We start from the raw sequence: 23,271 nt of genomic DNA, 5'->3' as shown, positions 1-23,271 counted from the left end.
ACTCGATTACGTCCTTATGATCACGCGTGATGGCAGGCGACGCGGCGTTGACCGTCCGCTACCTCACGCAGTTCCGGCTTGGTCTCTTCGCAGACCTGCGTCGCCATAGGGCAACGGGTGACGAAGGGGCATCCCAGCGGGGGATTGATCGGCGACGGCAAATCCCCTTCCAACAACAATACGTCCTTGCCGCGCTCCAGTTCCGGATCTGGAATCGGCACCGCGGAGATCAGCGCTTTGCTGTAGGGATGCAGCGGCTCCCGATACAGATCGCGACTGTTCGCCACCTCCATCACATGCCCCAGATACAACACCATGACCCTGTCGCTGATGTACTTCACCAGGTTAAGGTCATGGGCGATGAAAATCAGCGACAGACCCAGTTCCCGCTGCAGTTTTTTCAGCAGATTGACGATCTGCGCCTGAATGGAAACGTCCAGGGCGGACACCGGCTCGTCGCAGATGATCAGGTCCGGCTCCAGCACCAGGGCGCGGGCGATGCCCACACGCTGACATTGTCCGCCAGAGAACTCATGGGGATAACGATTAACCTGATTGGCGTGCAGTCCCACCGTCTCCATGATGCTGACCACTTTTGCCTCCCGCTCCGCGGAAGACATCTCCGGATAATGGGTCCTCAACGGCTCGGCGATGATCTCCCCCACGGTCATCCGTGGAGACAGCGAGGCGATGGGGTCCTGAAACACCATTTGCAGTTTCTGGCGTCGCTTGCGCAACTGCGAGGGCGAGAGTCCGAGCATGTCTTCTCCCTGCCACACGACTTTGCCCTGCACGTTCTGCAGCATGCCAAGAATCGCGCGCGCCAGGGTGGACTTGCCGCAGCCGGACTCCCCTACAATGCCGAGAATTTCCCCTGGATACAGGTCGAAACTGATGTGGTTCACCGCTTTCAGCTGCAACGCATCTCCCCGCCACGGCCAGACGCCGCCCCGCGGCAGATCGAAGCGGACGCAGAGATCCTGAACTCTCAATATCGGGTTGGCGCTGCTCATTGGGCGGCTCCTCTCATCATGTCGGCATTACCTTTGTTCTTATATTGCAACATCTTCATAACACATCTCCGCGCACGCCGGCCTCCAGCTCCAGACGCGCGCCGGCGGCGGGCGGCTCTTTTCTGTGCGGCGGCGTCCAGGGCTTGTGGCAGGCCCGCAAACGCGATCCGGACAACGCCTCCAGCGCAGGCACGCGCGCCTCGCACTGCTCTCCCGCCTCGCAGCAACGCTCCGCAAACGGGCATCCCGTGGGCGGATTCAGCAGATTCGGTGGATTGCCGGGAATGGAATAAAGCTCGTCGCTTTCGTCATCCGGTCTAGGAATCGCTTTCAACAGTCCCTGGGTATAAGGGTGGGACGGCGTTTTGAAAATATCCAAAGTAGAGCCGTATTCCATCATGCGCCCGCCGTACATGATCATGGTGTGATCACAGGCGCCGGCGACAATGCCCAGGTCGTGGGTAATCAGTACAATCGAAATACTGAGTTCCCGCTGCAGCTCTCTCAATAGATGCATAATCTGGGCCTGAACCGTCACGTCCAACGCCGTGGTCGGTTCGTCCGCGATCAGCATCTGCGGATTGCACAGCAGCGACATGGCGATCATCACCCGTTGCCGCATCCCCCCGGAGAATTCATGGGGATACATGTTCACCCGCTCCCGCGCTTGAGGAATGCGCACCGCGTCGAGCATACGGATGGCTTCATTGAGCGCGTCTTTTTTCGACATCCCTTTATGGTGCATCAGCACTTCAGATAACTGATCGCTGACCCGCATGAAAGGGTTCAGCGAGGTCATCGGGTCCTGAAAAATAATGCCGATTTCTTTCGAGCGGATGCGATTCAGCTCCTGCTCGCTCAGGCCGATCAGCTCACGTCCGTTGAACTTGATGCTGCCCGACACATGGGCGTTGCTGGCCAGCAGCCCGAGAATGGCGAACACGCTCTGGCTTTTGCCGGAACCGGACTCACCCACAATGCCCAGGGTGGCGCCTTTTTCGACGCTGTAACTCAGTCCGCTGACCGCCTTGACCGATCCTTCGGGAGTGCTGAAGGACACGCTTAGATTTTCTACTTGCAACAATGTCATAACCTTCGCCTCAATTACCCTTGGGATCTAATGCGTCGCGTAACCCATCGCCGATGAAGTTAAAGCAGAACAGCGTGGCGATCAGCAGCGTCATGGGAAACGCCAGCATCCAGGGGGTGCTGCGCATGTTGTCGGCGCCTTCAGAAATCAACGCGCCCCAGGAGGTCTGCGGCTCGGAGACGCCCAGGCCGAGGAAGGAAATGAATGATTCGAACATGATCATTTCCGGCACCAGCAGCGCGGCGTAAACGATAACGACGCCCAGCAGATTGGGAATGACATGTCGCAGGATAATCACCATGGGATGCACGCCAACGGTGAAGGCCGCCTCAATAAATTCCTTACGCTTTAAACTCAGAGTCTGACCGCGCACGATACGGGCCATGTTCAGCCAGCTCACCGCCCCGATGGCGACGAACATCAGCAGCACATTACGTCCGAAAATCGCCATCAGCACGATGACCAGGAACATAAACGGAAACGCGCTGAGCACGTCCACCAGCCGCATCATCAGGCTGTCGACTTTACCGCCGACAAACCCGGATACCGCACCGTACAGAGCCCCAATGACCACCGCGACAAACGCGCCGAGCACGCCGATCATCAATGAGATGCGACTGCCCTGCACCGCTCTCTGATACAGATCGCGTCCCACATGATCGAGGCCGAAGTAGTGCCCGCTTTCCAAATTGGGCTGCCCTTGTTCGTAGATATTGCTCAGGCGCCCCCAATCAATGGTTTCGTTGCTCCAATCTGAGGCATAGTGCCCCAAAAGAGAGAACGCCAGCAGCAGCGCCAGCACGCCCAGGCTGATCAACGCCGCCTTGTTGCGCGCGAAGCGTCTGGCGGCGTCCGCCCACAGGCTGCGGCCTTTGTATTTGCCCATATTGGCGGCCATCGCCGCCACGCCTTTGTCTTTGCCCATCAACAGCATGATTCGTATTCCTTGTTATCCGATTCGCTAGGTTCGCCGCTATCAGTAGCGGATGCGCGGGTCGAGCACGGTGTAGAGGATGTCCACTAACGCGTTGAAGAAAATAGTCAACGCGCCCACCAGAATGGTGACGCCGAGAATCAGGGAATAGTCGCGATTGATTGCGCCGTTGACGAAGTGCTGGCCGATACCGCCAGTGGAGAACACTTTATCCACCACCACGGAACCGGTCACGATCCCAACGAACGCCGGCCCTAAATAGGAAATGACCGGAATCATCGCGGGCTTGAGGGCGTGGCGCAGAATAATATGCGTGCGCGGCAGACCTTTGGCGCGGGCGCGCTGGATGAAAGTACTGTTGAGGGTTTCGATCATGCTGCCGCGGGTGATCCTGGCGACTTGCGCCACATAGGACGTGGCCATGGCGACGATGGGCAGAATCAGATACTCGATGCGCCCTCCCTCCCAGCCGCCTGCGGGCAGCCATTTCAGGTACACCGCAAAGATCATGACGCACAACGGCGCCAGCACGAAGTTGGGCAGCATGACCCCGGACATGGCGAAAGTCATGCCCGCGTAATCGGGCCATCGATTCTGATTGAGCGCCGCCACCACGCCAATGCCGACGCCCAGCAGCACCACAATCACGAAAGAGAGCACCCCGATATAGGCGGATCTGGGAAAGCTCGATGAAATCAGTTCATTGACCGTATGGTCTTTGTATTTGAAAGAAGGCCCCAAATCCCCCTGAACCAGATCGCCAAGATAATAGAGGTACTGTTTCCACAAAGGCTGGTCTAAATGGTATTTGGCTTCGATGTTTTTCATCACCGCTTCCGGGACCTTGCGTTCATTGGTGAAAGGTCCGCCGGGCGCGGCGTGCATCAATGTAAATGAAATAGTGACGAGTATCAGCAGCGTAGGAATCGCCACCAACAATCTTCTGATGATGAAGCTCAGCATGTTTTTATTTTCCCACTAGAGTAGAGCCGCCTGCGTGCGCAGGCGGCTAAAACTGACTTATTGCGCCTTGATGTACATATCTTTGGCGTAAGCGATGTCCAGAGGATTATTAGTGGCGTATCCGCCGAGCTGAGGGCTGACCATACGCAGGCCGCGGTAGAAGTAGATGGGCGCCACAGGCATTTCTTCGCTGAGGATCTGCTCCGCTTTCTCATAGAAAGGCGCCGGATCTGTGGAATTGCGCGCGTCTGCGAGCAGTTTGTCGAATTCTGCATTGCTCCACTTGCCGTCGTTGTTGCCGCTGTTGGACAACATCAAGGTCAGGAAGGTGGAGGCTTCGTTATAGTCGCCGTTCCAGCCGTAGCGGGCCACTTTGAAGTTACCGGCGGCTTTTTCAGTCAGGAAGGTTTTCCATTCCATGTTGGTCGGCGTCACGATGGCGCCCAGTTTTTCTTTCCACATCTGGCTGATGGCGACAGCGATGGATTTGTGGCCTTCGCTGGTGTTGTACACCAGATCGAACACCAGTGGGTTGTCTTTGTTATAGCCGGCTTCGTTGAGCAGACGAACCGCTTCAGCGTCTCTTTCCGCCTGGGTCATTTTGCTGATTTCAGGCGCGACATAATGGAAGCCGTTCACTTCTGGAGGGGTGATGCTGTACGCGGGAGTCTGGCCGCCTTTGGTGATGTATTTGACGATGATATCGCGGTCGATCGCATAGCTCAGCGCTTTACGTACGCGCACGTCGTCGAAGGGTTTTTCCTGCAGATTGAACTGATACATGTAAGTCGCCAGTTTTGGCACGGAGATCAGCTCATCGTTCATGTCTTGCTTGATGCGCTCCATCTGGGAAACCGGCACCGTGTTGGTGTGGTGCATTTCACCGGCTTCAAAGCGCTGCATTTCGGCGACGGTGTCGTCGATGGGCAGGTACACCACTTCGTTGATGATGGTGTTCGCATTGCCCCAGTAGTGTTCATTGCGTACGGCGACCATTTTTTCGCCGACGCTCCATTCTTTCAGCTTGTAAGCGCCGTTGGAGACGATGTTGCCGGGCTTGGTCCAGTCGCCTTTGTATTTTTCCACGGCTCTCTGTGGCGAGGGATAGGTGGTGTAGTGGGACACCATGATGGGCAGATAGGTCACCGGCACTTCCAGAGACACCTGCAGGGTGTAATCGTCCAGCGCTTTCACGCCCAGTTCGGTAATCGGTTTTTCGCCGTTGACGATGGCGGTGCTGTTGGCGACACCCGCGACTTCCATGTAGTAAGCGTAGTTGGAGCCGACTTCAGGATTAACTGCGCGTCTCCAGGAATAAACGAAATCATTGGCGGTGACGGGCTCGCCGTCACTCCACTTGGCGTTGTGACGTAATTTGAAAGTCCAGGTTTTGAAGTCTTCGCTGGAGCTCCAGCTCTCCGCCACGCCGGGCATCAACTGACCGTCGGCGCCACTGCTGGTCAAACCTTCAAACAGATCGTTAACGACGGCGCCGCCAACGCTGTCATCCACCAACTGAGGATCTATGGAGCCGGGCTCCGAACCATTACCCCTTACCAGCACCTGCTCCGCGGACAACGGCTCTCCCGTGACCGGGTGCATTCGCGTCGTCGCGCTCCCAGGTTGCTTCGCCCCCGACTTGGCGTCCATCTGACTGACTTGGGCGGCTTCCGCTTTTGGCGCGACGGAAACCGGCTCATCACCGGAACCGCCGCATCCTGACAAGGTAAAGGCAGCGGCCAACATGGTCGCGCCGGCAAACAGGTGTAATGTTTTCATAGATACTCGCAAACTCCTTAGCTATTTATTTTGTTCCTGAACGGTTGACTGTATCGCGCTTCGCCACGCAACACGCCGTCGGCCCTCTGCTCACACAGGGGGAACCAACGGCGAATGGCCTGAAGGCGTAGGTATAACCGCTCCTGAACGGACGATGACTCAGAAATATCGGGCGAATGTTTTCAACAAGAAGAAAAGCAGATTTAGAGACTTCATGACTTCCCGTCCTGAAGCGCATCTTTTTCTTTGGCGAGAACATCCCTTTTTTTGTGATCGATCCAATCGGTCACCAGTCCATCCAAAACATTTAACGGAACGGCTCCGTCACGCAATACAATATCATGGTACTCGCGAATGTCGAATTTCTCACCTAATTCCTGCTTTGCTTTTTCTCTCAGCGCCTGGAATTTGAGCATGCCGATCTTGTACGCGGTGGCCTGCCCGGGCATGACGATGTAACGCTCAATGGACCGGACCACGTCGCCGCGGGCGTTAGGCGTGTTCTCCGCCAGATAGTCGATCGCCTGCTCCCGGGTCCAGTGCTTGGCGTGAATACCCGTGTCGACCACCAGACGGCAGGCCCGCCACAGTTCCATGGACAAACGTCCAAAATCCGCATAAGGGTCTTTATAGAAACCCATTTCTTTAGGCAGCAGTTCGGAATACAGACCCCAGCCTTCGATGTAGGCGGTGTAGTCGCCAAACTTGCGGAAGGTGGGCAGCTTGTCCAGCTCCTGGGAGATGGAGATCTGCATGTGGTGACCGGGAATGCCTTCGTGGTAGGCCAGCGCATCCATTTCATAAATGGGCATTTCGCTCATCTTGTAGAGGTTGGCGTAATACAGACCCGGACGATCCCCTTCCAGAGCCGGCGCTTCATAAAACGCCTTGCCCGCTTCCTGCTCCCGGAACGGCTCCACCGCTTTGACCTTCAGGTCCGCTTTAGGCAGCGTCAGGAACAGCTTGGGCAGGTTGGCTTTCATATCATCGATTAGCGCCGTGGCCTTTTGCAGATACGCCTGCTTGCCCTCTTCCGTTTCCGGATAATAGAACTGCTTGTCCTCACGCATGAAGGCGAAAAACGCCTGCAGGTCGCCTTTGAATTTCACCTGCTGCATGATCGCGCGCATTTCATCGTGAATGCGGGCGACTTCCTTGAGGCCCAACTGATGAATCTCTTCCGCGCTCATATCCGTCGTGGTGATGCGGCGCAGCGCGTTGGCGTAGAACGCATCGCCGTCGGGGAATTTCCAGACCCCGGCTTTGTCGTCCGCGCGTTTTTCCAGATCAGCCAGATACGCGATCAGTTTTTCGTACGCCGGTTTCACTGACGTCAGCAACGCTTTATTGGCTTCCGCAACCAGAGCCGCCTTGCGTGCATCGGGAATGTCGGTCGCGGCGACTTTCGCAGAGAAGTCCGCCAACAACGCGCTGTCTTCCTCGCCGCCGAACGGCTTGCCGGTAATGATGTTACGGCTGGACTGAATCACTTTGGGAAATACAAAACGCGGCGGGATCACGCCTTCGTCAGCCCGTAGCGCCAACTGCTCAATGAGCTGATCGAATAGCGCAGGAATGCGATTGAGACGGCTGATGTAGGCCTCCGCATCCTTGATGTCCTCGATGCTGTGCTGATTGATCAGCAGAGAGGGCGTGTCGGAATGAGTTCCGAACATCTGGTTTACCGGGTAGTCGTAGTGACGCCAGCGGTAGTCTGCAATCTGAGCTTCCAGTTGCTGTTGCATCAACTGATAACTCAACTGGTTGGACGAATTGAGACGCGAAGGGTCCAGCGCCTGCAGGTCCTGCAGATCCGCCTTGGCGATGCGCAGCGATTCCTCAGCGAACGCTTCGCTCATATCGTCCCATTTGTCGTAGTCGGTTTTGATGCCCAGATAAGACTGAAAGGTGGGACTGCGCGACACCCAGCCTTTAAAAATACGGTCGAACAAGGCTTCCGCCTGTTGATTCGACGCTTCTGTCTGCGCCATCGCGGGTACGCTCCCTGTCTCCGCGGCCCAGGCCGCATTAGTGACAATGCCGCCGCCCAGACTCAAGGAGGACAGCAGCACGCAGGAATACAGTTTTAACTTCGCTTTATACATCCGTTGGTTTCCATTCACTCTTACAGACCCCGCCCCTTTACCGCCTGGACGGGGCGCTCGTTGCTTAAATCGCCCGGGAGTCCGCGCCGTCTTTACTGCTCCGCTCCCGCGGACAGAAAGCTGATCCAGCGTTTCGCGGTAGGGGCGCTGGCGTCAAAGCGCGATGCTTCTCGCATCGTCGCCAACGCCTCCTGGGACTGCTCCAGGTTGTAGTAGGCCTGCCCTTTCAATAACAACGCCCGGCCTTTCTGGTCCTCGCTCATGTCTGTCGCAGGCGCGTTGAGCAAATCAACCAGCGCGCGATAGTCTTCGTCTTCATACAGCTGATAAGCGAGGTCCAGTTGGGTGTCCCCGGTGACTTGTTGTTGCAGGGCGGTTTTATAAGCGTCGATGGCGCGCTTGCGTTCCCGCGCCTGACGCCAGAAGCCGGCCAGCTTGCGCAGGTTGTCGCCGTTGCTGGCGACCACGCCGCGTTGCATGCCGTCCTCCATGATTTTGCCGGCGCGTAAGGGCGCATTCTGGTAGGCGAGATAGTTGGCGAGATTCACGAACTCTTTTTCCTCCTCCAGCATATCGCGTCGGTAGGCCATTTCGAGAACGGCGACCGCCGCGGCGTCCTTTTTGAGTTGCATATACACGCCGGACAACTGCTTCCAATACTGCTTTTTCTCCGGATATGCAAGCAGCAACTCCTTGAGCACGTTGACGGCCTGATCATATTCCTTGAGTTCGTAATGGGCCGCCAGCAGCAGTTGCAGCCAGGATTCCTGCGCCTTGCCTTCCGTTGCAATGGCCTTGCGCACCACGGGTATCACCTTGGCGTATTGCTTCTGTTGGGAGTAGCAGTTGGCCAGCGCCAGATAGACAGCGGAGCCAGGCTTCTGCTTGGCCTGCTCGCTCTCCTGCAGATAGGTCTCCAGTTGCGGCGCAGCTTTCGCGAACAAGTCCTCCGCCATATACATCTGCGCCAGGTTATAACGCAGCTCCCGGGTCAGCTCAGGCGGTAATCCCTCCACCTTGATCGCTTCCTCGAATACCTGCATAGCTTTCGCATACTGGCTGCGGGCGGCATAGAGATAGCCCAGGGTGCGCAGGACTTCGATGTGGTCGAACTTCTTGCGCTTGCTGCGTTCTTTTTGCTCCAACAGCAACGTTTCCGCATCGCCGTATTTTTCCTCGGAAATGTACTCCCTGGCCTTCACCACTTTTTTGTAGGTTTGCGGGGAGATTTCCATGCCTTCGGCGCCGCACAGCGCGGCGGCGGCCAACAGCCATGCGGACAGGCAGGTCAGTACGCCCGTGCGCAGCCGTTGTCGCGCCGAATATGAACGGGGTTTGCTCGTCATCTTCATCACCGTTCCTAAAGAGTAAAGTCAATGCGTTGTCGAGCCCGTGTGGCGACGGCTTTGCCGTCCACCATGGCGGGCTTGAAGGTCCATTTGGAAATACATTGTTTGGCGGCTTTGTCGAATATCTTGCGCGGCTCCGACGCCACCACCTTGATGTCTTCCACCCGACCTTGCGCGTTGACGGTGAATTCCACTTCCACCCAGCCTTCTATCCCGGCGCGCGCCGCTTCCCGGGGAAAGTCCGGCGGGAAGGTCGCTTTACCGATGACGCCGCTGTCGCCGGCGGAGCTGGCGGCCATCCCGACCTGCCCCATCTGTCCCAGGGCCAGTCCCAGGTTGGCGTCAACCCGGGGCATGTCCACTTTGAGTTGCGGCGTCTGCGGACGTACGGCGCTCTGGGTGGTCTTCATTTCCGGCGGAGGCGGCGGACGCTTGGGAGGCGGCGGTTTCGGCAGCTCCCGCTTGCGTTCCTTGACCGGGTCTTCCTTCTGCACCCGCACGAAATCGATCATGCCGATGTCGTCCTTGTCCGCCAGTTCCTTGCCGTCGTTGTGGATGAGCTGATCCATCAGCCGAAACAACCCCAGTACGGTGATCAAGGCCAGGCCTAATGCTGCTGCGAATCTGAATTTCATAACGATTTCAACGAGGCCTACTTTTTCACTGCAGCGATGGAGATGTTCTGCACCCCCGCCATCCGCACCTGATCCATCACTTCCACCACGATGCCGGAACGGGACTCCGTATCCGCCTGAATCACCACCGCGCCTTCCGGGTTTTCCGCGCGCAGACGCTCCACATTGGGACGCACCTGGGCCACTTCCACCTTGCGCTTGTCGATCCACACCGCGCCATCATCAGCTACGGCGATCATGATGTTGCCCTTTTTCACCGTCTGCGCGGTATTGGCGCTGGGACGATTGACGTCAATGCCCGCTTCCTTGATGAACGAAGTGGTGACGATAAAGAAAATCAGCATGATGAATACGATGTCGAGCATCGGCGTCATGTCGATGGCGGTGTCTTCCGACTCCGCGGAAGCATATCTTCTTCTCATTGTTCTATCCCCTGGCCCGACTCGCCGCCGGGCCGCCTCTAGTCTATATCCGCGTCTGCGTCTGTTTGCTGCGTCAATTCGTCGCAGGCGTTAGTGATGCTGTAATTTGTCGGTCAGCTCCCGGGTCACTTTCTGGGCGCGCTTTTCCAACTGCACAGCGAAGTAAATGCCGGACAGCGCCGCCATCATTCCCGCCATGGTGGGAATCGTCGCTTTGGAAATACCCGACGCCATCGCCCTGGGACTGCCAGTGCCGGTGACGGCGAGCACATCGAACACCTGCACCATGCCCACCACCGTTCCCAACAGTCCCAACAAGGGACAGAGCGCGATCAGCGTCTTGATCAACGGCAGCGATTGATGCGCGCTGATGGACGCCTGCGAGATCAACGCGCGGCGCACTTGCTGATTGTTCCAGGCCGCGGCCTCAACGCGTTCGCTCCATTGCAGCAAAATGCTCTTCGCCTGAGCCGGAAAGCTCATGGCGAAGAAGAAGTAACGCTCCAGAATCAGCGTCCACAACAGCACGGTCAGGGCGAAGATGGCGACCAGCACGTCGCCGCCCAGGCCCAGAAAGCGCTTGATGGACTCGATTTCGTCAAGAATGAACCAAACCATAATGTCAGCTCCGGCTAGCGCGCCGCTTCCGCTTCTTTATGCAAGGCGATAAAGCCTGCGCTCTGTTCTTCCAGGGTCTGAATCAGACGGCGACTCTTACCGTTGACGAGGGTGTGGGCGAAAACCAGTGGCACCGCCACGATCAGCCCCAACATGGTGGTGACCAGCGCTTCGGAAATACCGCCCGCCATCAGTTTGGGGTCGCCGGTGCCGAACAGAGTGATAGCCTGGAAAGTGGCGATCATGCCGATGACCGTTCCCAGCAGTCCCAACAGCGGAGCCACGGAGGCGAACAGCTTGATGAAACCAACGCCCTTCTCCAGTTTGGGAGCGTTTTTCATGATCACTTCGTCCAGTTTCAGCTCCAGGGTCTCGACATCCGCGTCTTTGTTGTCCTGATAGGTTTGCATGATGTCGCCCATGGGGTTGCCGCGAATCACGTCCTTGGACTTCAGCTGTTTCTTCACGCCGGACTGGATGTAACTGAGGCGCAGATAACCGAACAACGCCAGCAGCAGTCCCACTGCGCCCAGCGCCAGAATCACATAACCTACGGCGCCGCCCTGCTGCACTCGCTCTTCCAGGCTGGGACTCTGCACCAGCAGCGACAGGATCACGCCCCGTGAAGGGTCGATGAAGAACGGCTGATAACCGTCATTGGCGTTTTCCAGGCCCGCGGCCAGCTCCAGCATGGCGCTTTCCGGCTGTCGTGAGAGCTGTTCGAATTTACCGGTCTGGGCGGAATAGTTAAGGTATTTGCCGTCCGCGATGGCATTGAATGTGCCGATCCGGGTGACGTTTTTCACCGCCTGATCGCCCTCGCCGTAAACCACCGTGGCGTCGAAACGGCTGACTTCTCCCGAGGCGGTCATGGCCTGATACAGCTCAATCCAGAACTTCTCCAGCTCATCGATGGACGGCAACGCGGTGCTCTCCGCCAATGAACTCATTAGCGCCATGCGCTCAGGGTATTGCGCCGTGACCATGGACGCCTGAAACACGCCCTTGGTGTCGTTGGCGGTCTGTCGCACCAGACCGAACATCTCGCCCAGGGAGCCTTTACGTTGCTCCAGGGTTTCCTTCAGTTCCGTCAGCTGCTTTTCGTTTTCATCGTAAGCGGTTTTCAGGTTGTCCATACGGGCCTGCTCCGCCTTCAACTCCGCCTGAGCCTTGGCCAGCAGCGCCTGGCGCTGGTCTTTCTCCGCCTTGAACTTCGCTTCGCGACTTTTGTTTTCTTTAGACTCGGTGACCCGGTCTTCCTTGATCTGCTTTAACAGCGCCTGCAGGTCTTCATTGGTGCCGGCTTTGACCGTCGTAGTCGCCAACGCCGCCGCCAGAATGCAACTGAAGACAGTTAAACGTTTGAGTGTTCTCATCACTTCGCCCTCGCAGCCAGCACAGGTAATTTAATCAACGCGGGCGGAGCCTGTTTCTTGGCGATCTTCAGCCCTTGCGACACGGCGGAGCGGTAGGTTTCCGGCAGCGCTTCCCATTGTTTTTTATCTTTGTTCCAGTGGCCGGTTTCCGCGCCATCCGGCGTTTGATACATCAACGCGATACGGCCGATGCGCAGGAATTCGTAGGTTCTCAGTTGCTCGCCTTCGCCGAGGCTGGCCTTGTAGGCTTCGATGGTGCGACCGTACTCGTTCTCCACCTCGTAAGCTTCCAGAATTTTGCGGAACTTCTCTGACGTGGACACATCGGCGCGATCCATCAAGGCGCGCAGATCCGCCACCCGCTTGCGCCGCTCGTCCATCTGGAAAGGCACATCCGCTTCCACGAACTGCTCCAGCGCCGACACCATGCGCAGCATGAGCGGAACCACTTCCGTACGTGTCTGCTCCAGAGCGGAAATCTGCGTATTCAGAGAGCTCAACTCCGCCTGTTGCGAGCTGACGATACGCTCATTCTGATCGTTATAGGCTTTCAGGCCTTCGATCTGGCGGATGACGTTTTTGTACTCGGACAGTAATTCGTCGGACTGGTCCGCCAGTTTGTCCACCCGCGCCTGAGATTGCTGCGAGGACTGCACCATGGCGGTTTGCGCGGCGACGGACTCGCCCAGAGTATCGGCATAGACTGGCAGGGACAGCGTCAGTCCCGCCAGGGGCGCTGCAATTAGCAGTTTGGAAATCGATCTGATCTTCATAAGTTTCAATAATCTTGCAAAAACTATCATCGTCGGTTCCTGAAAAAAGCCCCGCCCGAAAGCGGGGCGACTACAGGAAAACGACCGTTGTAGTCCGGCCAGGCCGCCTTGCGAACGGCTGCGCCGGCTCATCCATTACTAGAAGGCCTGGGTGTACTTGAAGTAGGAGACCCGTCCCTGAATGCTGTACAGCTCTTCTGAGTAGGTGACGCCATCGGCGCGGAACGAAGGCTCTTCGTCGAAGAGGTTACGTACGCCCAGAGCGATGGTGGCGTCCCAGGGCGTGTTGTAGCTGTAGTGAACGTTCCACACGGTATTGGAGTCGACGTGCCCGTCGCGCTCATTTATAGCGGAATCCGACTGCGGTCCGATGACTTCGGCGTTCAGGTAAACATCATGGGCGTCGTTAGGCGTGGTGTAGCCAACGCCAGTGTTGAAGCGGAAGCTGGGATATTCCCAACGGCCCACGTAGTCATTCACGGGTCCGCCGGGGAACTCGTCTTTCTCGAAGCTCAGGATATAGGTGCCGGAGAAGTCGTAACGCAGCGCGCCGAAACCATAGTCTTCACCCCAGTTGAACTTGACGTCGAGACCTTCGGTTTTGTTCACGCCAAAGTTAACCATAGGCGCGACGGCGGACAGGATGCGTCCAGAATCGGAGCGGGTGATGTAGGGGGAGGATTCGCCAGTGGCGACTTCCTGGTTGATGGAGTTTTGCAGCTCCAGCAACTGGATGACGTTTTCGATTTCGATGGAGTAGTAATCCACGGAAACGTCCATGGAGTCAGTGATGTTCCACACGGCTCCTGCGGTGAAGGAGGTGGACTCCTCCGCCTTCAGATCTTCGTTGGAGGAACGGGTTACGTTGTACTGGCGCTCATCGCAATCGCCGCCGCAGGTGACGTAGTCGACCGCGTAATCGGCAGAGAAAGAATCCGCCGCGTACAGATCGCTCAAGGTCGGCGCCCGGAATCCGGTGCCGTAGGTAGCGCGCAGCGTCAGGTTGTCCAGCGGCTGATAACGGACCGTGGCTTTACCGGTGGAGGCGGAGCCGAAGTCGCTGTAACGGTCATAACGTCCGGCCAGGTTCAGTTCCACCTGATCGGTGATCGGCGCTACGGTTTCGATGTAGAACGCGCGCATGTTTCTTTTACCAGCGGAAGAGTTGCCGGAGCTGCCAAGCACGTTGCCGGCTTCCGACTGGTCATCCACTTTGGAGGAGAAATCCCAGCTCGCGTATTCCGTACCCAGGGCCCAGGAAACCGATCTGCCGCCGATTTCGCCAAGATCAAAAGACACGCCGGCGGTCGCCTGCTCAAACGTCATCTGATCTTGCGAGAACGGCGAGTATTTCAGGCTCTGGATGCTTTCCGCGTCAAACTCGCCGCCGGTGAACTTACCGGAATCCAGCAAGGGCTGAATCAGAGGCTTGAGCACGTAACCGGTGGATGTCTTGGTGTTGTTGGCGTAGTTGTGGTGGTAGTTGGCGTTCCAGCTCAGATCGCCCACCAATTGCGTCTCCACTTCGCCTTCCAGACCGAAAACCAGATCCAACTGCGTGTCGGAGACTTTATCGTCACGAGGTCCGATGGGTGAGAAGCGATATAACACAACGGCAGGATCGTCATCGCCGTTCACCACGCCATCGCCGTTAGTGTCCGGGTCCAGCCCGTTTTCCGCAAAGAACGCAGCGCCGCCGGAGGTGTTCTGGTCGATCTCAAACTGGTCCGCAACCGGCGCGAAGCGGCTGAAGCTTTTGTTCTGGTTGAAAATCACCCGCGCCACAAAGTCCAGATTATCCTTCAGCTCCTGACGTCCGGTCAGCATCACCGAGTCACGGCTCAAGGAGGCGGTTTTAGCCGCTTCGCCAGTGTAGTCGTAGGCGCAGACCAACTGACTGGGATCGGTTTTGCTATCCCGATACGGACCATGGAAAGGGCCTTTACAGTTGCCGTCTCCATCCAGGGAGCCGGCCAACGGCTTGATGGCGTAGCCGTTGGCGGGGTCGAGTACATTGCGTCCGTAGTAGCTTTGTCCGCTGGTGTCGGAGAAGAATTCGGAGCCAAAGCCAGTCGCTTTCAGATAGCCACGGTCACGCAGATTGACGATGCCTTTGGAGTCATGCTCGTAGGAGAACAGCAGGTTGCCTTTCTCTGTGGTCGTTCCCAACGCCAGGTTATAGGATTCCTCTTCCCCACCCTCATGTTTCGGCAGGCCTTTGCCATAAGAGATGATGCCGCCGTCCAGATCTTCCTTCAGGATGATGTTAACGACGCCCGCGATGGCGTCGGAACCATAAATCGCAGATGCGCCATCGGCGGTGATTTCAACACGCTCGACAATAGCGGCGGGAATCGCATTCAAGTTGACGGCGCCGGCGGGCCCGGTGTCTGAGCCGCTGGGAGAAACCGGAACGCGAATGCCGTTAATCAGCACCAGGGTTCTGCCCTCGCCCAGGCCGCGCAGGCTGATGGTCGACTGCGACTGCGCCGTAGAGCCTGAGGACTCCGAGATCGAGCCAAAGCTGTTGCCGGCGGCGGAGCGCAGCACGTCCGCAATGCTCAGCTCGCCCGTGCGGTCGATATCCTCACGCGTGATGACCTGCACCGACTGGGCGCCTTCCATATCCGCCCGCATGATGCGTGAACCGGTGACGCGAATCTTTTCCAGTTTTTCCACCGGCGCGCTTTCAGTTTCCGCCTCGGCGGACGCATCCGCATCGACAGGTTCTTCCGCATAAAGATTGGCGGCCGCGCTCATGGTTAATACAGAAACCAGCGCCCCGCGAGATAAATTAAGTGATATAGCCTTAAAGGATGCTATGGACGACTTCTCCGTCATTTTACTTCTTCTCCAAGTTGAATGTTGTCCTGAGTGATGACGAAGACGGATGGCAATTCCTATGCCAGAGAACTTTTATTAATTCAGCAGTTTGGGCGTTTTTTAATCACTCACAAGATAGACCAAAAAGAATAAGTATTTATACGTATTTTATAAATTTTAAACGGCTTACTTTTATGTTTTAAAAGATTTATCTAACGGGTGTTATCAGCGATCCATTTTTATCAAAAAAATGGTGACAACATATTTTGACTTTTATTTATATTTTCATCCGAAAAAAGCATCAAAATGATTAATCATTTTTTGACTCATTTTTGTATTCATCACTGCAATTACAGATAAAACATCCCCCTCCAAAGCCACTCCCCGGTCGCCGATTCAATAGGTCGTCATAAAACTTTCATCTGCTTATGCGATAAGGCTGTGCGCCTTCGTGGGGCGCCGCTGCTAACGACGCCCATTATCGGTGCGAAACTGGGATAAATATTGGGAAAAGCACGGTACTGAAGGCGCATAAAACACAGTAGAATCCGCCCCGTGAACCAATCACGAGCGTTATCACTGGAAAGTCTTACATTAAAAGGAAGTATCTTATGTCCATCAAAAAGCATGTGACCAAAATGTTGGCCGCCCCTCTGGCGTTCTGCGCCGCCACCGCCTCCGCGGAGGTCGCCTACTTCGAATTCACCGACGTCAAACCAGAGCAGACGTTTGTCATCCAGTTAACGGACAAAGCGAAAATTCAACAGGCGCGGGACATTCTGGCTAACGGCCAGGAAGACTTTTATCACGTCATGGGCTATGTCACGCCCTCTCCCACGCCTTATAACCCCAGATGGCAATACCATTTGGACACAGACACCATCAGCTTCTTCGAATTTTCAATCGAGGTGTGCGACGCCTCCATGCAATACGTGCAAGAACACCTGAACGAAGTCGGCGGCGCTTTTCTCCCCGGCAATATCTGGTGCCCCTGGAGTTCAAAGCTGGTGAGAGAGGTCGGCGCCCCAACACAGGAATAACCTGACTCGTTCATATTGAGTGCAAAGGCCCAAGTGTGGCGCGGGCCTTTGCTAACGCTTCCTATCCCCTCTATTTCCCTGTCGTCACATGCCTGCAATAAGCCCCGCCCACGATTCAGCTATAGTTAAAAGTACGTCGCACAAACCCTATTAGGTCCCATGCTCTATTGGCTTCGTCTCTTTTTATTGCTGGCTTGCGCCGCCACGGTCAGGGCGGAAGAAGACCAGCAGGTGATTCTGGCCAACGGGGAGTGGGAGCCCTTTCTTTCTGAACGCCTGCCTCACTATGGCTTCGCCTCACATCTGGTCACGGAAGCGTTCTCCGCCGTGGGCGTGCAGGTGGAGTACCAGTTCTACCCCTGGGCGCGCGCCGAAGCGATGGTGGAAGGCGGGCAAATCGACGGTTCTCTGCTTTGGACGCAAACGCCGCAGAGGAATGAGTTCGCTTATTTCAGCGACGTAGTGGCCACCCAGGATGAAGTGCTGTTTCACCTGCGCGCACTACCCTTAGAGCCAAAGTCGCCCGCAGACCTGCGCGGCGAATCTATCGCCGTGCCCCTGGGCTCCAAACTCGGCGTTTGGAAAGAGGTGGTGGAGTCTGGACAAGTGATGCTGGTCGGAGTACGGGACATCGAAGTGGGAATGAATATGTTGCTGCGCCGGCGGGTAGACGCCTTCCCACTCGCCAGAGCTGTCGGCTACAGCGCACTGCGTGCGCACTTTTCACCTCAGGAGCAAGCGCTCATCACTCACTCAGCCACCGTGTTCGACCGCCATGAATATCGGCTTATGCTATCCCGCAAACGGCCCATGAACGCCAGACTCATCCTGCAGTTCAACGAGGGGTTACGCCGCCTGCGCGAAAGCGGCCGGTATCAGGAAATGGAAGAGGCCTATTATCGCGGCGACTATGACGCGCCTGACTCCGCAGTGCAAAACGATGATGAATGAATAGCCCAGTCCAACAGATCAGGCGCGAGGGAAACGTCGCATAAAGCGCCTGTCGATAGCGTCTTTCCAACGCCATACCCACTCACCCGCCAGACTGATCCCTCCTCGCGCGCCCACGGCATCGCGTCCGCCGCAAGCCAGCAAACTCAAAAAACGCCGCTGGGGTCGATACGTACGCATCGGCAGGCCGCGCAACAAGCGATGCAGGTTATCGAGCAAGAAAGGAGCCTGACGCACGGCGTACACGCCCGCCCTGGGCGTGGGGGACGCGTCAATCCAGGCGCAATCGCCGACGGCGAACACCTCAGGAAAAGCGATGCTTTGCAGGCTGGGAGCGACGCGAATAAAACCCTCGGGGGTTAAAGGCAACTCCGTCTGGGTTAGCCAAGGCGCCGCTTTGCCTTGCGTACACCAGAACACATGATCCGCAGGCAGTGTTCGCCCAGCCTGATCAATCAGGCTCTCTGAGGTCACTTCCGCAACCTCAAAGTCGGCTTGCGTCTTCACGCCATAGCGATCAAGACGGCGTTGCAGCCAGCGCCGCATACGTCTGGGGTAATCCGCCACCGGTTCGCTGCGCGCCGCCAGCGTCACACGATGGGCGACAGGAGCCGACTGCAACGCATGAGCAACAGCGAACGCCAGTTCCACTCCGCCTGCGCCGCCGCCCACCACAACAATATTCCGCACTGCCGGATCGACGCGCAGGCTTTCATAAGCCTCACGCCAGCGGGGCCAAAAGTCGGCGATGGGTTTAACGGGAATCGCATAGTCAGCCGCTCCCGGCGTGCTCAAATCCGGAACGGCGCCAATATTGAGAGACAGGTAGTCGTAGCGCAGCGCTTCTCCACTTTCCAGAAACGCCATACGCCCCGCGCAGTCCAGCCCTTTCACCCGTCCCTCGAGAAACTCCGCCCCCGACTGACGGCACAAGGCCAGCAAATCAATATGCGCCTGCGCATAGTCATAGTGTCCCGCCACCAGCCCCGGCAACATGCCTGAGTAAGGACTCAGCGGCCGCTCGGAAACCAAAACCACCCGCACGTTCGGCAAAGGGTCCCTCGCCAACGCCAGCAATAACAAAGCGTGGGTATGCCCGCCGCCAAGGAGAAGTAAAGTGAGAGTACCGGATGGTTCAGCCGTCACTGTATATCGTCCGCAAGTCAATGAAATATTGCACTCGTTATCCCTGAATAATAGCTGGTCAGCAACCCGAAATACGCAGTAATCTTGAAACGCCTATGCAGTACTTTGGCGATGTGAGCTATCTTTCTTCTATTCATAGTGGAGGCTTATCGTTATGACGGCTCGCTTATTCTGGCGCTTGGCGACACTGCTCTGCATCCTCATTACGCCCTTGGCGACGGCAGGCGACATACCCGGCGCCGAGGACCATCCCATGGTGTCCCGTTACGCCGGCGCGGAAATCATCAAATACGAAAAACAGGCTTTCACTGAAATATCCCTGGCGCAGACGCCAATCCAACAGCGGGGCGGCAAGGACAAGAATCCCGGCGCGTTTCTGGAGCTGGAAGGAAAACTAACCCGCGTGGCTTACCGTATTCCCGAGGGACGCAGCACCCTGGAGGTCTATCGCAATTACGAGGAAGCCCTGCGCGGCGCGGGTTTCGAAATCCTGTTCAGCTGCAAGAATGAAGACTGCGGCGGAAAGCCCGCTGGGCGTCCTTTCAACGAAATCGTGACGCCGAAGGACCTCACCGTAAAAATGATGTTTCACGAGAAGGATCAACGCTACCTGCTGGCGCGCCTGACCCGGGAAGATCAAACCGTACATGTGGCGGTGTATATCACCAAGGCCTACTCCATCGGCGGACAGGATAAAAACAGGGTGTTCGTGAATACTCAGGTAGTGGAGTCCGCCCCCATGCAGTCAGGCATGGTGAAAGTGGACGCCGAAGCCATGGCGAAAGGCCTGGATGCAGAAGGGCACATCGCGTTGTATGGCGTCTATTTCGACACTGACAAAGCGGATATCAAACCGGAATCAGGGGAAACCCTGGCGGAAATCGCCAAACTGATGAAGTCCCAGCCTTCACTAAAAGTGCTGATCGTCGGCCACACCGATAATGTGGGCGCGCTTGATTACAACCGCAGCCTTTCCGAACGCCGCGCCAAAGCCGTGATGGATGCGCTGGTAAGCCAGTACAAGATCGGCGCTGAACGTATGACCGCCTTAGGCGTGGGTATGGCGGCCCCTGTCGCCTCCAACGAAAACGAAGCAGGCAAAGCCAAGAACCGCCGGGTTGAATTGGTGAAAAGATAGTCTGAACTGGTCGTCTTGGCAGCCGCTCAATAGCGGACTTTGGCATCGCCAAACACGACCTTTTCTTCTCACCAGTCTATCTCTACTCCGTTCGCCCTGAGCCTGTCGAAGGGCTTCCCAGAGAGCTAATCCATAGACAACGATCTTTAATCAACATCCGGGTAATCGGCTTTTTTCCTGAGTCGCCCTGGAAGGCCCTTCGACAGGCTCAGGGCGAACGGGAAAGATGAGGACAGGTTCAGGGTGAACGAGGGAGATGAGGGCAAGTTCAGAGCGAATGGGGAAATAAGCACAGGCTCTGGGTAAACGAGGGAGATGCGGGCAAGTTCAGGGCGAATGGGGAAATAAGGACAGGCTCAGGGCGAACGGGAAAGATGAGGACAGGTTCAGGGTGAACGGGGAAATAAGGACAGGCTCTGGGTGAATGGGGGAGATGAGGACAGGCTCTGGGTGAACGGGGGAAATGAGGGCAAGCTCTGGGCCAACGGGGAGATGAGGACAGGGAAATTCAGAATGCCTGATAAATCAGGTGGATTTCCCCATCCATAGTGCACGGCGGATAATCGATCAGGGGCTACTTAACAAAGCATCAGGCGATCAAAGCCAATCGCGAAACCAATTCCTTGCTTGTAAGCGCCGCCGCCCACGACCTGTTTCTGCGCGCCCAACTTGGGTACGGAGATTTCGAAGCCATCCTCCATGTAGTAACTCAGCCCGCGCTTCACGGCGCTGAACACTTCATATTCCGAGGTTTGCAGCGACACCATCTTCTCCGCCAGATCGATCAACTCTTGCCGAACGGTTGGCGTAGTGGGATTAATAACCTCGACGCCGAACTGAAAGAACTCCCGGTAGCGACCTTCCTGCGGCCGTTCATAGCGCCAGCAGCGCTCGAAATACCAGAGCCGCACGTTCTTTCTGCGTTTGAAGTGTTTATCCGCCACCATTTGTACAGTCGCCGTCCCTTCTGGACGCAGACACAAAGAGCGTCCTTTCTTATCCGGAAACACATACATCTGCCCCAATACTTCCTCGCCGGCTTTGTCCACATAGACTTGTGACGGCTCAATGGAAGGCAGAATCACCTCTTCAAAACCACTCGCTTCCGCCAGCACAATCATCTGATTCAGCAACGCTCTGCGCTTCTTCGCCGTCTCGCCGCTGATAATGCGTACGCCTTTGGCCATACCTTCAATTTTGTATTCCATAACGGATTCCCATTCACTGATTTAAAAACAATAAAAAAGCCCTCGCAGCAACGCTGGGAGGGCTTTCTCAGTGAACGGGCTTAACTTTCAACCAAGCAATAGCTCTCCCAGCCGACGATGCGACAGTGAATGCAGATGCGTTGGATGAAGGTTGAAAGTAATCATGCCGGACATTATGCGTCCGAACAGAAAGATGTCAACCCGCCAGGCTGACGCCATGCGTCGGAGCAAAAAAGCAAAGAAAAGGCGGCGCCTCATAAACAGAGATCGCCGCCTTGATTTTCATTTAGATGAGCCGCGTTTTAATCAGACGTTATTCAACGCGTTGCGCCGCAGCGATAAAGAACATCGGTCGCTCCAATTCGACTTTCAGTTCCGGGCACTCCTCGATTTGCTCTGCGCTGGGACGCCATTCCTCCAGATGCTTCAGGGTGAAGCCAGCATTAATCAGCATCGTCAGATACGTGCCCAGAGTGCGGTGTTGTTTGACCACGCCGTCCGCCAGCCAATCAGTGGTTCGTGGTCCTTCCACCAGATACTGATTGATAGGCCAAAGCGTGTTCTTGTGCTGGTCTTCCGCCCAGCCAGGTCGCTTGGGCGCGGTATAGATCGGATGCTCCGCGGAGAAGATCAGCCAACCGCCGGGTTTCAGGCTCTTGTACGCCTGCTCGAACAAACCTTGCAGATTGGCGATGTAATGCAGCGTCAGCGAACTGTAGACCAGATCGTAGCTGTTCTCGGGCAGGGTCAGCGTCTCCAGATCCTCGCGCGCGTACTGAATATGGGCGTCAGAAGTCATCTCTTCCGCCTTGGACAGCATGTTTTGAGAAACGTCGACGCCCAGCACGCTGGCCGCGGACTGCTCCCGCGCCCAACGGCAGAACCAGCCAAATCCGCAGCCTAAATCCGCCACATTGGCGTTCGCCAACGGCGGCATCAGCGCTCTGATGGAAGCCCATTCCGGCGCGCCTTCCAGTCCCTTCAGGGACCGTGGCAGCTGGCTGTAGCCTTCAAAGAATGAATCGGTGTCGTAAATATTTTGTGTCATGAGTGTGTACTCCGTTTGAATATGCCGGCAACGAACGGGATACAACTTCCTACAGGCGTGACGAAGCCCCGTCCGTTGATACGGCGGGGCTGATTTCGCAATTACGCGAACTTAGACTTGCTCACGAATTACGGACGCCCCACCAGGAACGCCCTCAATTCGCGAAACAATATGAATATCAATATAAATCATCGCGCGATTATTTCAGGGGCAAAAAACGGAGTCAATAAAACCCGCCATCTGACACATGCGGCGATCTGACGCAAAAGCCCTTACCAGACCAAGCCCTTCACGCCATGTTCCCCTGATCCAGGTACTGAATCATCCGTCCTTCTTTCTTCTCCAGTTTGAAGTCGCTGCTGGTAAGACGAAACTGCACGATATAGTCAGAAACACACTTGGTGTCGTGTATGTCGCCAGGTAGAAATACCCTGCAGTCGCCGGGGTTCAGAGTGTCGCAACCTCTGCTCACCAGCCGGGTTTCGCCACGCTTATCCGTAATGGACTGATAAGTGGACATTTCCAGGGCGCCATGCTGTAAGGCGTAAAGCACCCAGCCGAAGCCATGGTCATGAGGCGCACGATACAGCCCACGGGGTTCGGTATGGGCCAGCAGTCTGAATCCGTGCTCTGGGTCGGTATACAACTCGACCATGTCGGGCCGATCAGCGTGAATCTGCGCCAGCCAAGGCTCCTCAGCGGAGGTTTTCGCCAGATCCTGCAGCAAGCGGCGGAGCCTTATTACATTACTTGTGGTCAAGCCATCCCAGCCCTCGCGAGCCGATTCGATAAAGTGATCAAGTGCGGTAGGTTGCATAAGTCCTCCAATGGGTTAAACAAGTCTTATTGATGCGCCTTAA

Annotated in this window: 20 protein-coding genes; 3 read left to right on the top strand and 17 right to left on the bottom strand. The window is 56.4% G+C overall.

The features are described 5' to 3' along the window. Positions 1-20 precede the first annotated feature (20 nt). The 13 genes from ONV78_RS19360 to ONV78_RS19300 form a co-directional block, all read right to left on the bottom strand. A complete protein-coding gene (locus ONV78_RS19360) occupies positions 21-1,013 on the bottom strand; it encodes an oligopeptide/dipeptide ABC transporter ATP-binding protein (RefSeq protein ID WP_279505640.1) in 993 nt (330 codons plus the stop codon). 55 nt (positions 1,014-1,068) lie between these two features. Next, positions 1,069-2,103, bottom strand: coding sequence for an oligopeptide/dipeptide ABC transporter ATP-binding protein (locus ONV78_RS19355; protein ID WP_279505638.1), 1,035 nt, complete (start codon positions 2,101-2,103; stop codon positions 1,069-1,071). Positions 2,104-2,113: 10 nt separating this feature from the next. Continuing rightward, the gene (locus ONV78_RS19350; RefSeq protein ID WP_127973347.1) at positions 2,114-3,037 is read right to left on the bottom strand and encodes an ABC transporter permease subunit; all 924 of its coding nucleotides are present in this window, start codon (positions 3,035-3,037) and stop codon (positions 2,114-2,116) included. A gap of 42 nt (positions 3,038-3,079) precedes the next feature. Continuing rightward, complete coding sequence (gene oppB / locus ONV78_RS19345; RefSeq protein WP_279505636.1) at positions 3,080-4,000, bottom strand: oligopeptide ABC transporter permease OppB; 921 nt, start codon at positions 3,998-4,000, stop codon at positions 3,080-3,082. 57 nt (positions 4,001-4,057) lie between these two features. Then, complete coding sequence (locus ONV78_RS19340) at positions 4,058-5,779, bottom strand: peptide ABC transporter substrate-binding protein (RefSeq protein WP_279505635.1); 1,722 nt, start codon at positions 5,777-5,779, stop codon at positions 4,058-4,060. Positions 5,780-5,991: 212 nt separating this feature from the next. Next, positions 5,992-7,884 (bottom strand): DUF885 domain-containing protein, encoded by a 1,893-nt coding sequence (locus tag ONV78_RS19335; RefSeq protein WP_279505634.1) that lies wholly within the window; start codon positions 7,882-7,884, stop codon positions 5,992-5,994. Positions 7,885-7,976: 92 nt separating this feature from the next. Beyond that, positions 7,977-9,230, bottom strand: a complete 1,254-nt coding sequence (locus ONV78_RS19330; protein WP_279505632.1) for a tetratricopeptide repeat protein — start codon at positions 9,228-9,230, stop codon at positions 7,977-7,979. A gap of 14 nt (positions 9,231-9,244) precedes the next feature. Then, positions 9,245-9,868, bottom strand: coding sequence for an energy transducer TonB (locus tag ONV78_RS19325; RefSeq protein ID WP_216737899.1), 624 nt, complete (start codon positions 9,866-9,868; stop codon positions 9,245-9,247). Positions 9,869-9,885: 17 nt separating this feature from the next. After that, a complete protein-coding gene (locus ONV78_RS19320) occupies positions 9,886-10,290 on the bottom strand; it encodes a biopolymer transporter ExbD (protein WP_127973352.1) in 405 nt (134 codons plus the stop codon). A gap of 90 nt (positions 10,291-10,380) precedes the next feature. After that, positions 10,381-10,908: a MotA/TolQ/ExbB proton channel family protein gene (locus tag ONV78_RS19315; protein WP_279505629.1), complete on the bottom strand. Its 528-nt coding sequence runs from the start codon at positions 10,906-10,908 to the stop codon at positions 10,381-10,383. Between the two features lie 14 nt (positions 10,909-10,922). Continuing rightward, positions 10,923-12,284, bottom strand: coding sequence for a MotA/TolQ/ExbB proton channel family protein (locus ONV78_RS19310; RefSeq protein WP_279505627.1), 1,362 nt, complete (start codon positions 12,282-12,284; stop codon positions 10,923-10,925). Further along, entirely contained in the window at positions 12,284-13,057 is a 774-nt protein-coding gene (locus tag ONV78_RS19305; RefSeq protein WP_127973355.1) for a DUF3450 domain-containing protein, read from the bottom strand. Before ONV78_RS19305 ends, ONV78_RS19310 begins: the two co-directional genes overlap by 1 nt. Positions 13,058-13,195: 138 nt before the next feature. After that, positions 13,196-15,817 carry a TonB-dependent receptor gene (locus ONV78_RS19300; protein ID WP_279505624.1) on the bottom strand — a complete coding sequence of 874 codons (2,622 nt, stop codon included), beginning with the start codon at positions 15,815-15,817 and terminating at the stop codon, positions 13,196-13,198. A 674-nt stretch (positions 15,818-16,491) separates the two neighbouring features. Here ONV78_RS19300 and ONV78_RS19295 point away from each other — a divergent pair. Both ONV78_RS19295 and ONV78_RS19290 read left to right on the top strand, forming a co-directional pair. Next, a complete protein-coding gene (locus tag ONV78_RS19295; protein ID WP_279505622.1) occupies positions 16,492-16,920 on the top strand; it encodes a calmodulin-binding protein in 429 nt (142 codons plus the stop codon). Positions 16,921-17,079: 159 nt separating this feature from the next. Beyond that, entirely contained in the window at positions 17,080-17,871 is a 792-nt protein-coding gene (locus ONV78_RS19290; RefSeq protein ID WP_279505621.1) for a transporter substrate-binding domain-containing protein, read from the top strand. Positions 17,872-17,889: 18 nt separating this feature from the next. Here the strand turns inward: ONV78_RS19290 and ONV78_RS19285 are convergent, their stop codons facing one another. Beyond that, a complete protein-coding gene (locus ONV78_RS19285; protein WP_279505620.1) occupies positions 17,890-19,017 on the bottom strand; it encodes an FAD-dependent oxidoreductase in 1,128 nt (375 codons plus the stop codon). Positions 19,018-19,171: 154 nt separating this feature from the next. Between ONV78_RS19285 and ONV78_RS19280 the strand changes: the two genes are divergently transcribed. Beyond that, positions 19,172-20,155 carry an OmpA family protein gene (locus ONV78_RS19280; RefSeq protein ID WP_216737907.1) on the top strand — a complete coding sequence of 328 codons (984 nt, stop codon included), beginning with the start codon at positions 19,172-19,174 and terminating at the stop codon, positions 20,153-20,155. 578 nt (positions 20,156-20,733) lie between these two features. On the opposite strand, the gene ONV78_RS19275 is transcribed toward ONV78_RS19280, so the two are convergent. The 3 genes from ONV78_RS19275 to ONV78_RS19265 form a co-directional block, all read right to left on the bottom strand. Further along, positions 20,734-21,363, bottom strand: a complete 630-nt coding sequence (locus tag ONV78_RS19275; protein WP_279505603.1) for an ATP phosphoribosyltransferase regulatory subunit — start codon at positions 21,361-21,363, stop codon at positions 20,734-20,736. A gap of 313 nt (positions 21,364-21,676) precedes the next feature. Further along, positions 21,677-22,411: a class I SAM-dependent methyltransferase gene (locus tag ONV78_RS19270; RefSeq protein WP_279505601.1), complete on the bottom strand. Its 735-nt coding sequence runs from the start codon at positions 22,409-22,411 to the stop codon at positions 21,677-21,679. 289 nt (positions 22,412-22,700) lie between these two features. Next, positions 22,701-23,228 (bottom strand): hypothetical protein, encoded by a 528-nt coding sequence (locus ONV78_RS19265; protein ID WP_279505598.1) that lies wholly within the window; start codon positions 23,226-23,228, stop codon positions 22,701-22,703. Between the last annotated feature and the right edge of the window lie 43 nt (positions 23,229-23,271).

It is taken from the genome of Hahella sp. CR1, from assembly GCF_029813005.1.
In the GTDB taxonomy this organism is placed as follows: Bacteria; Pseudomonadota; Gammaproteobacteria; order Pseudomonadales; family Oleiphilaceae; genus Hahella.
This window is presented reverse-complemented; position numbering and strand designations above follow the sequence as displayed.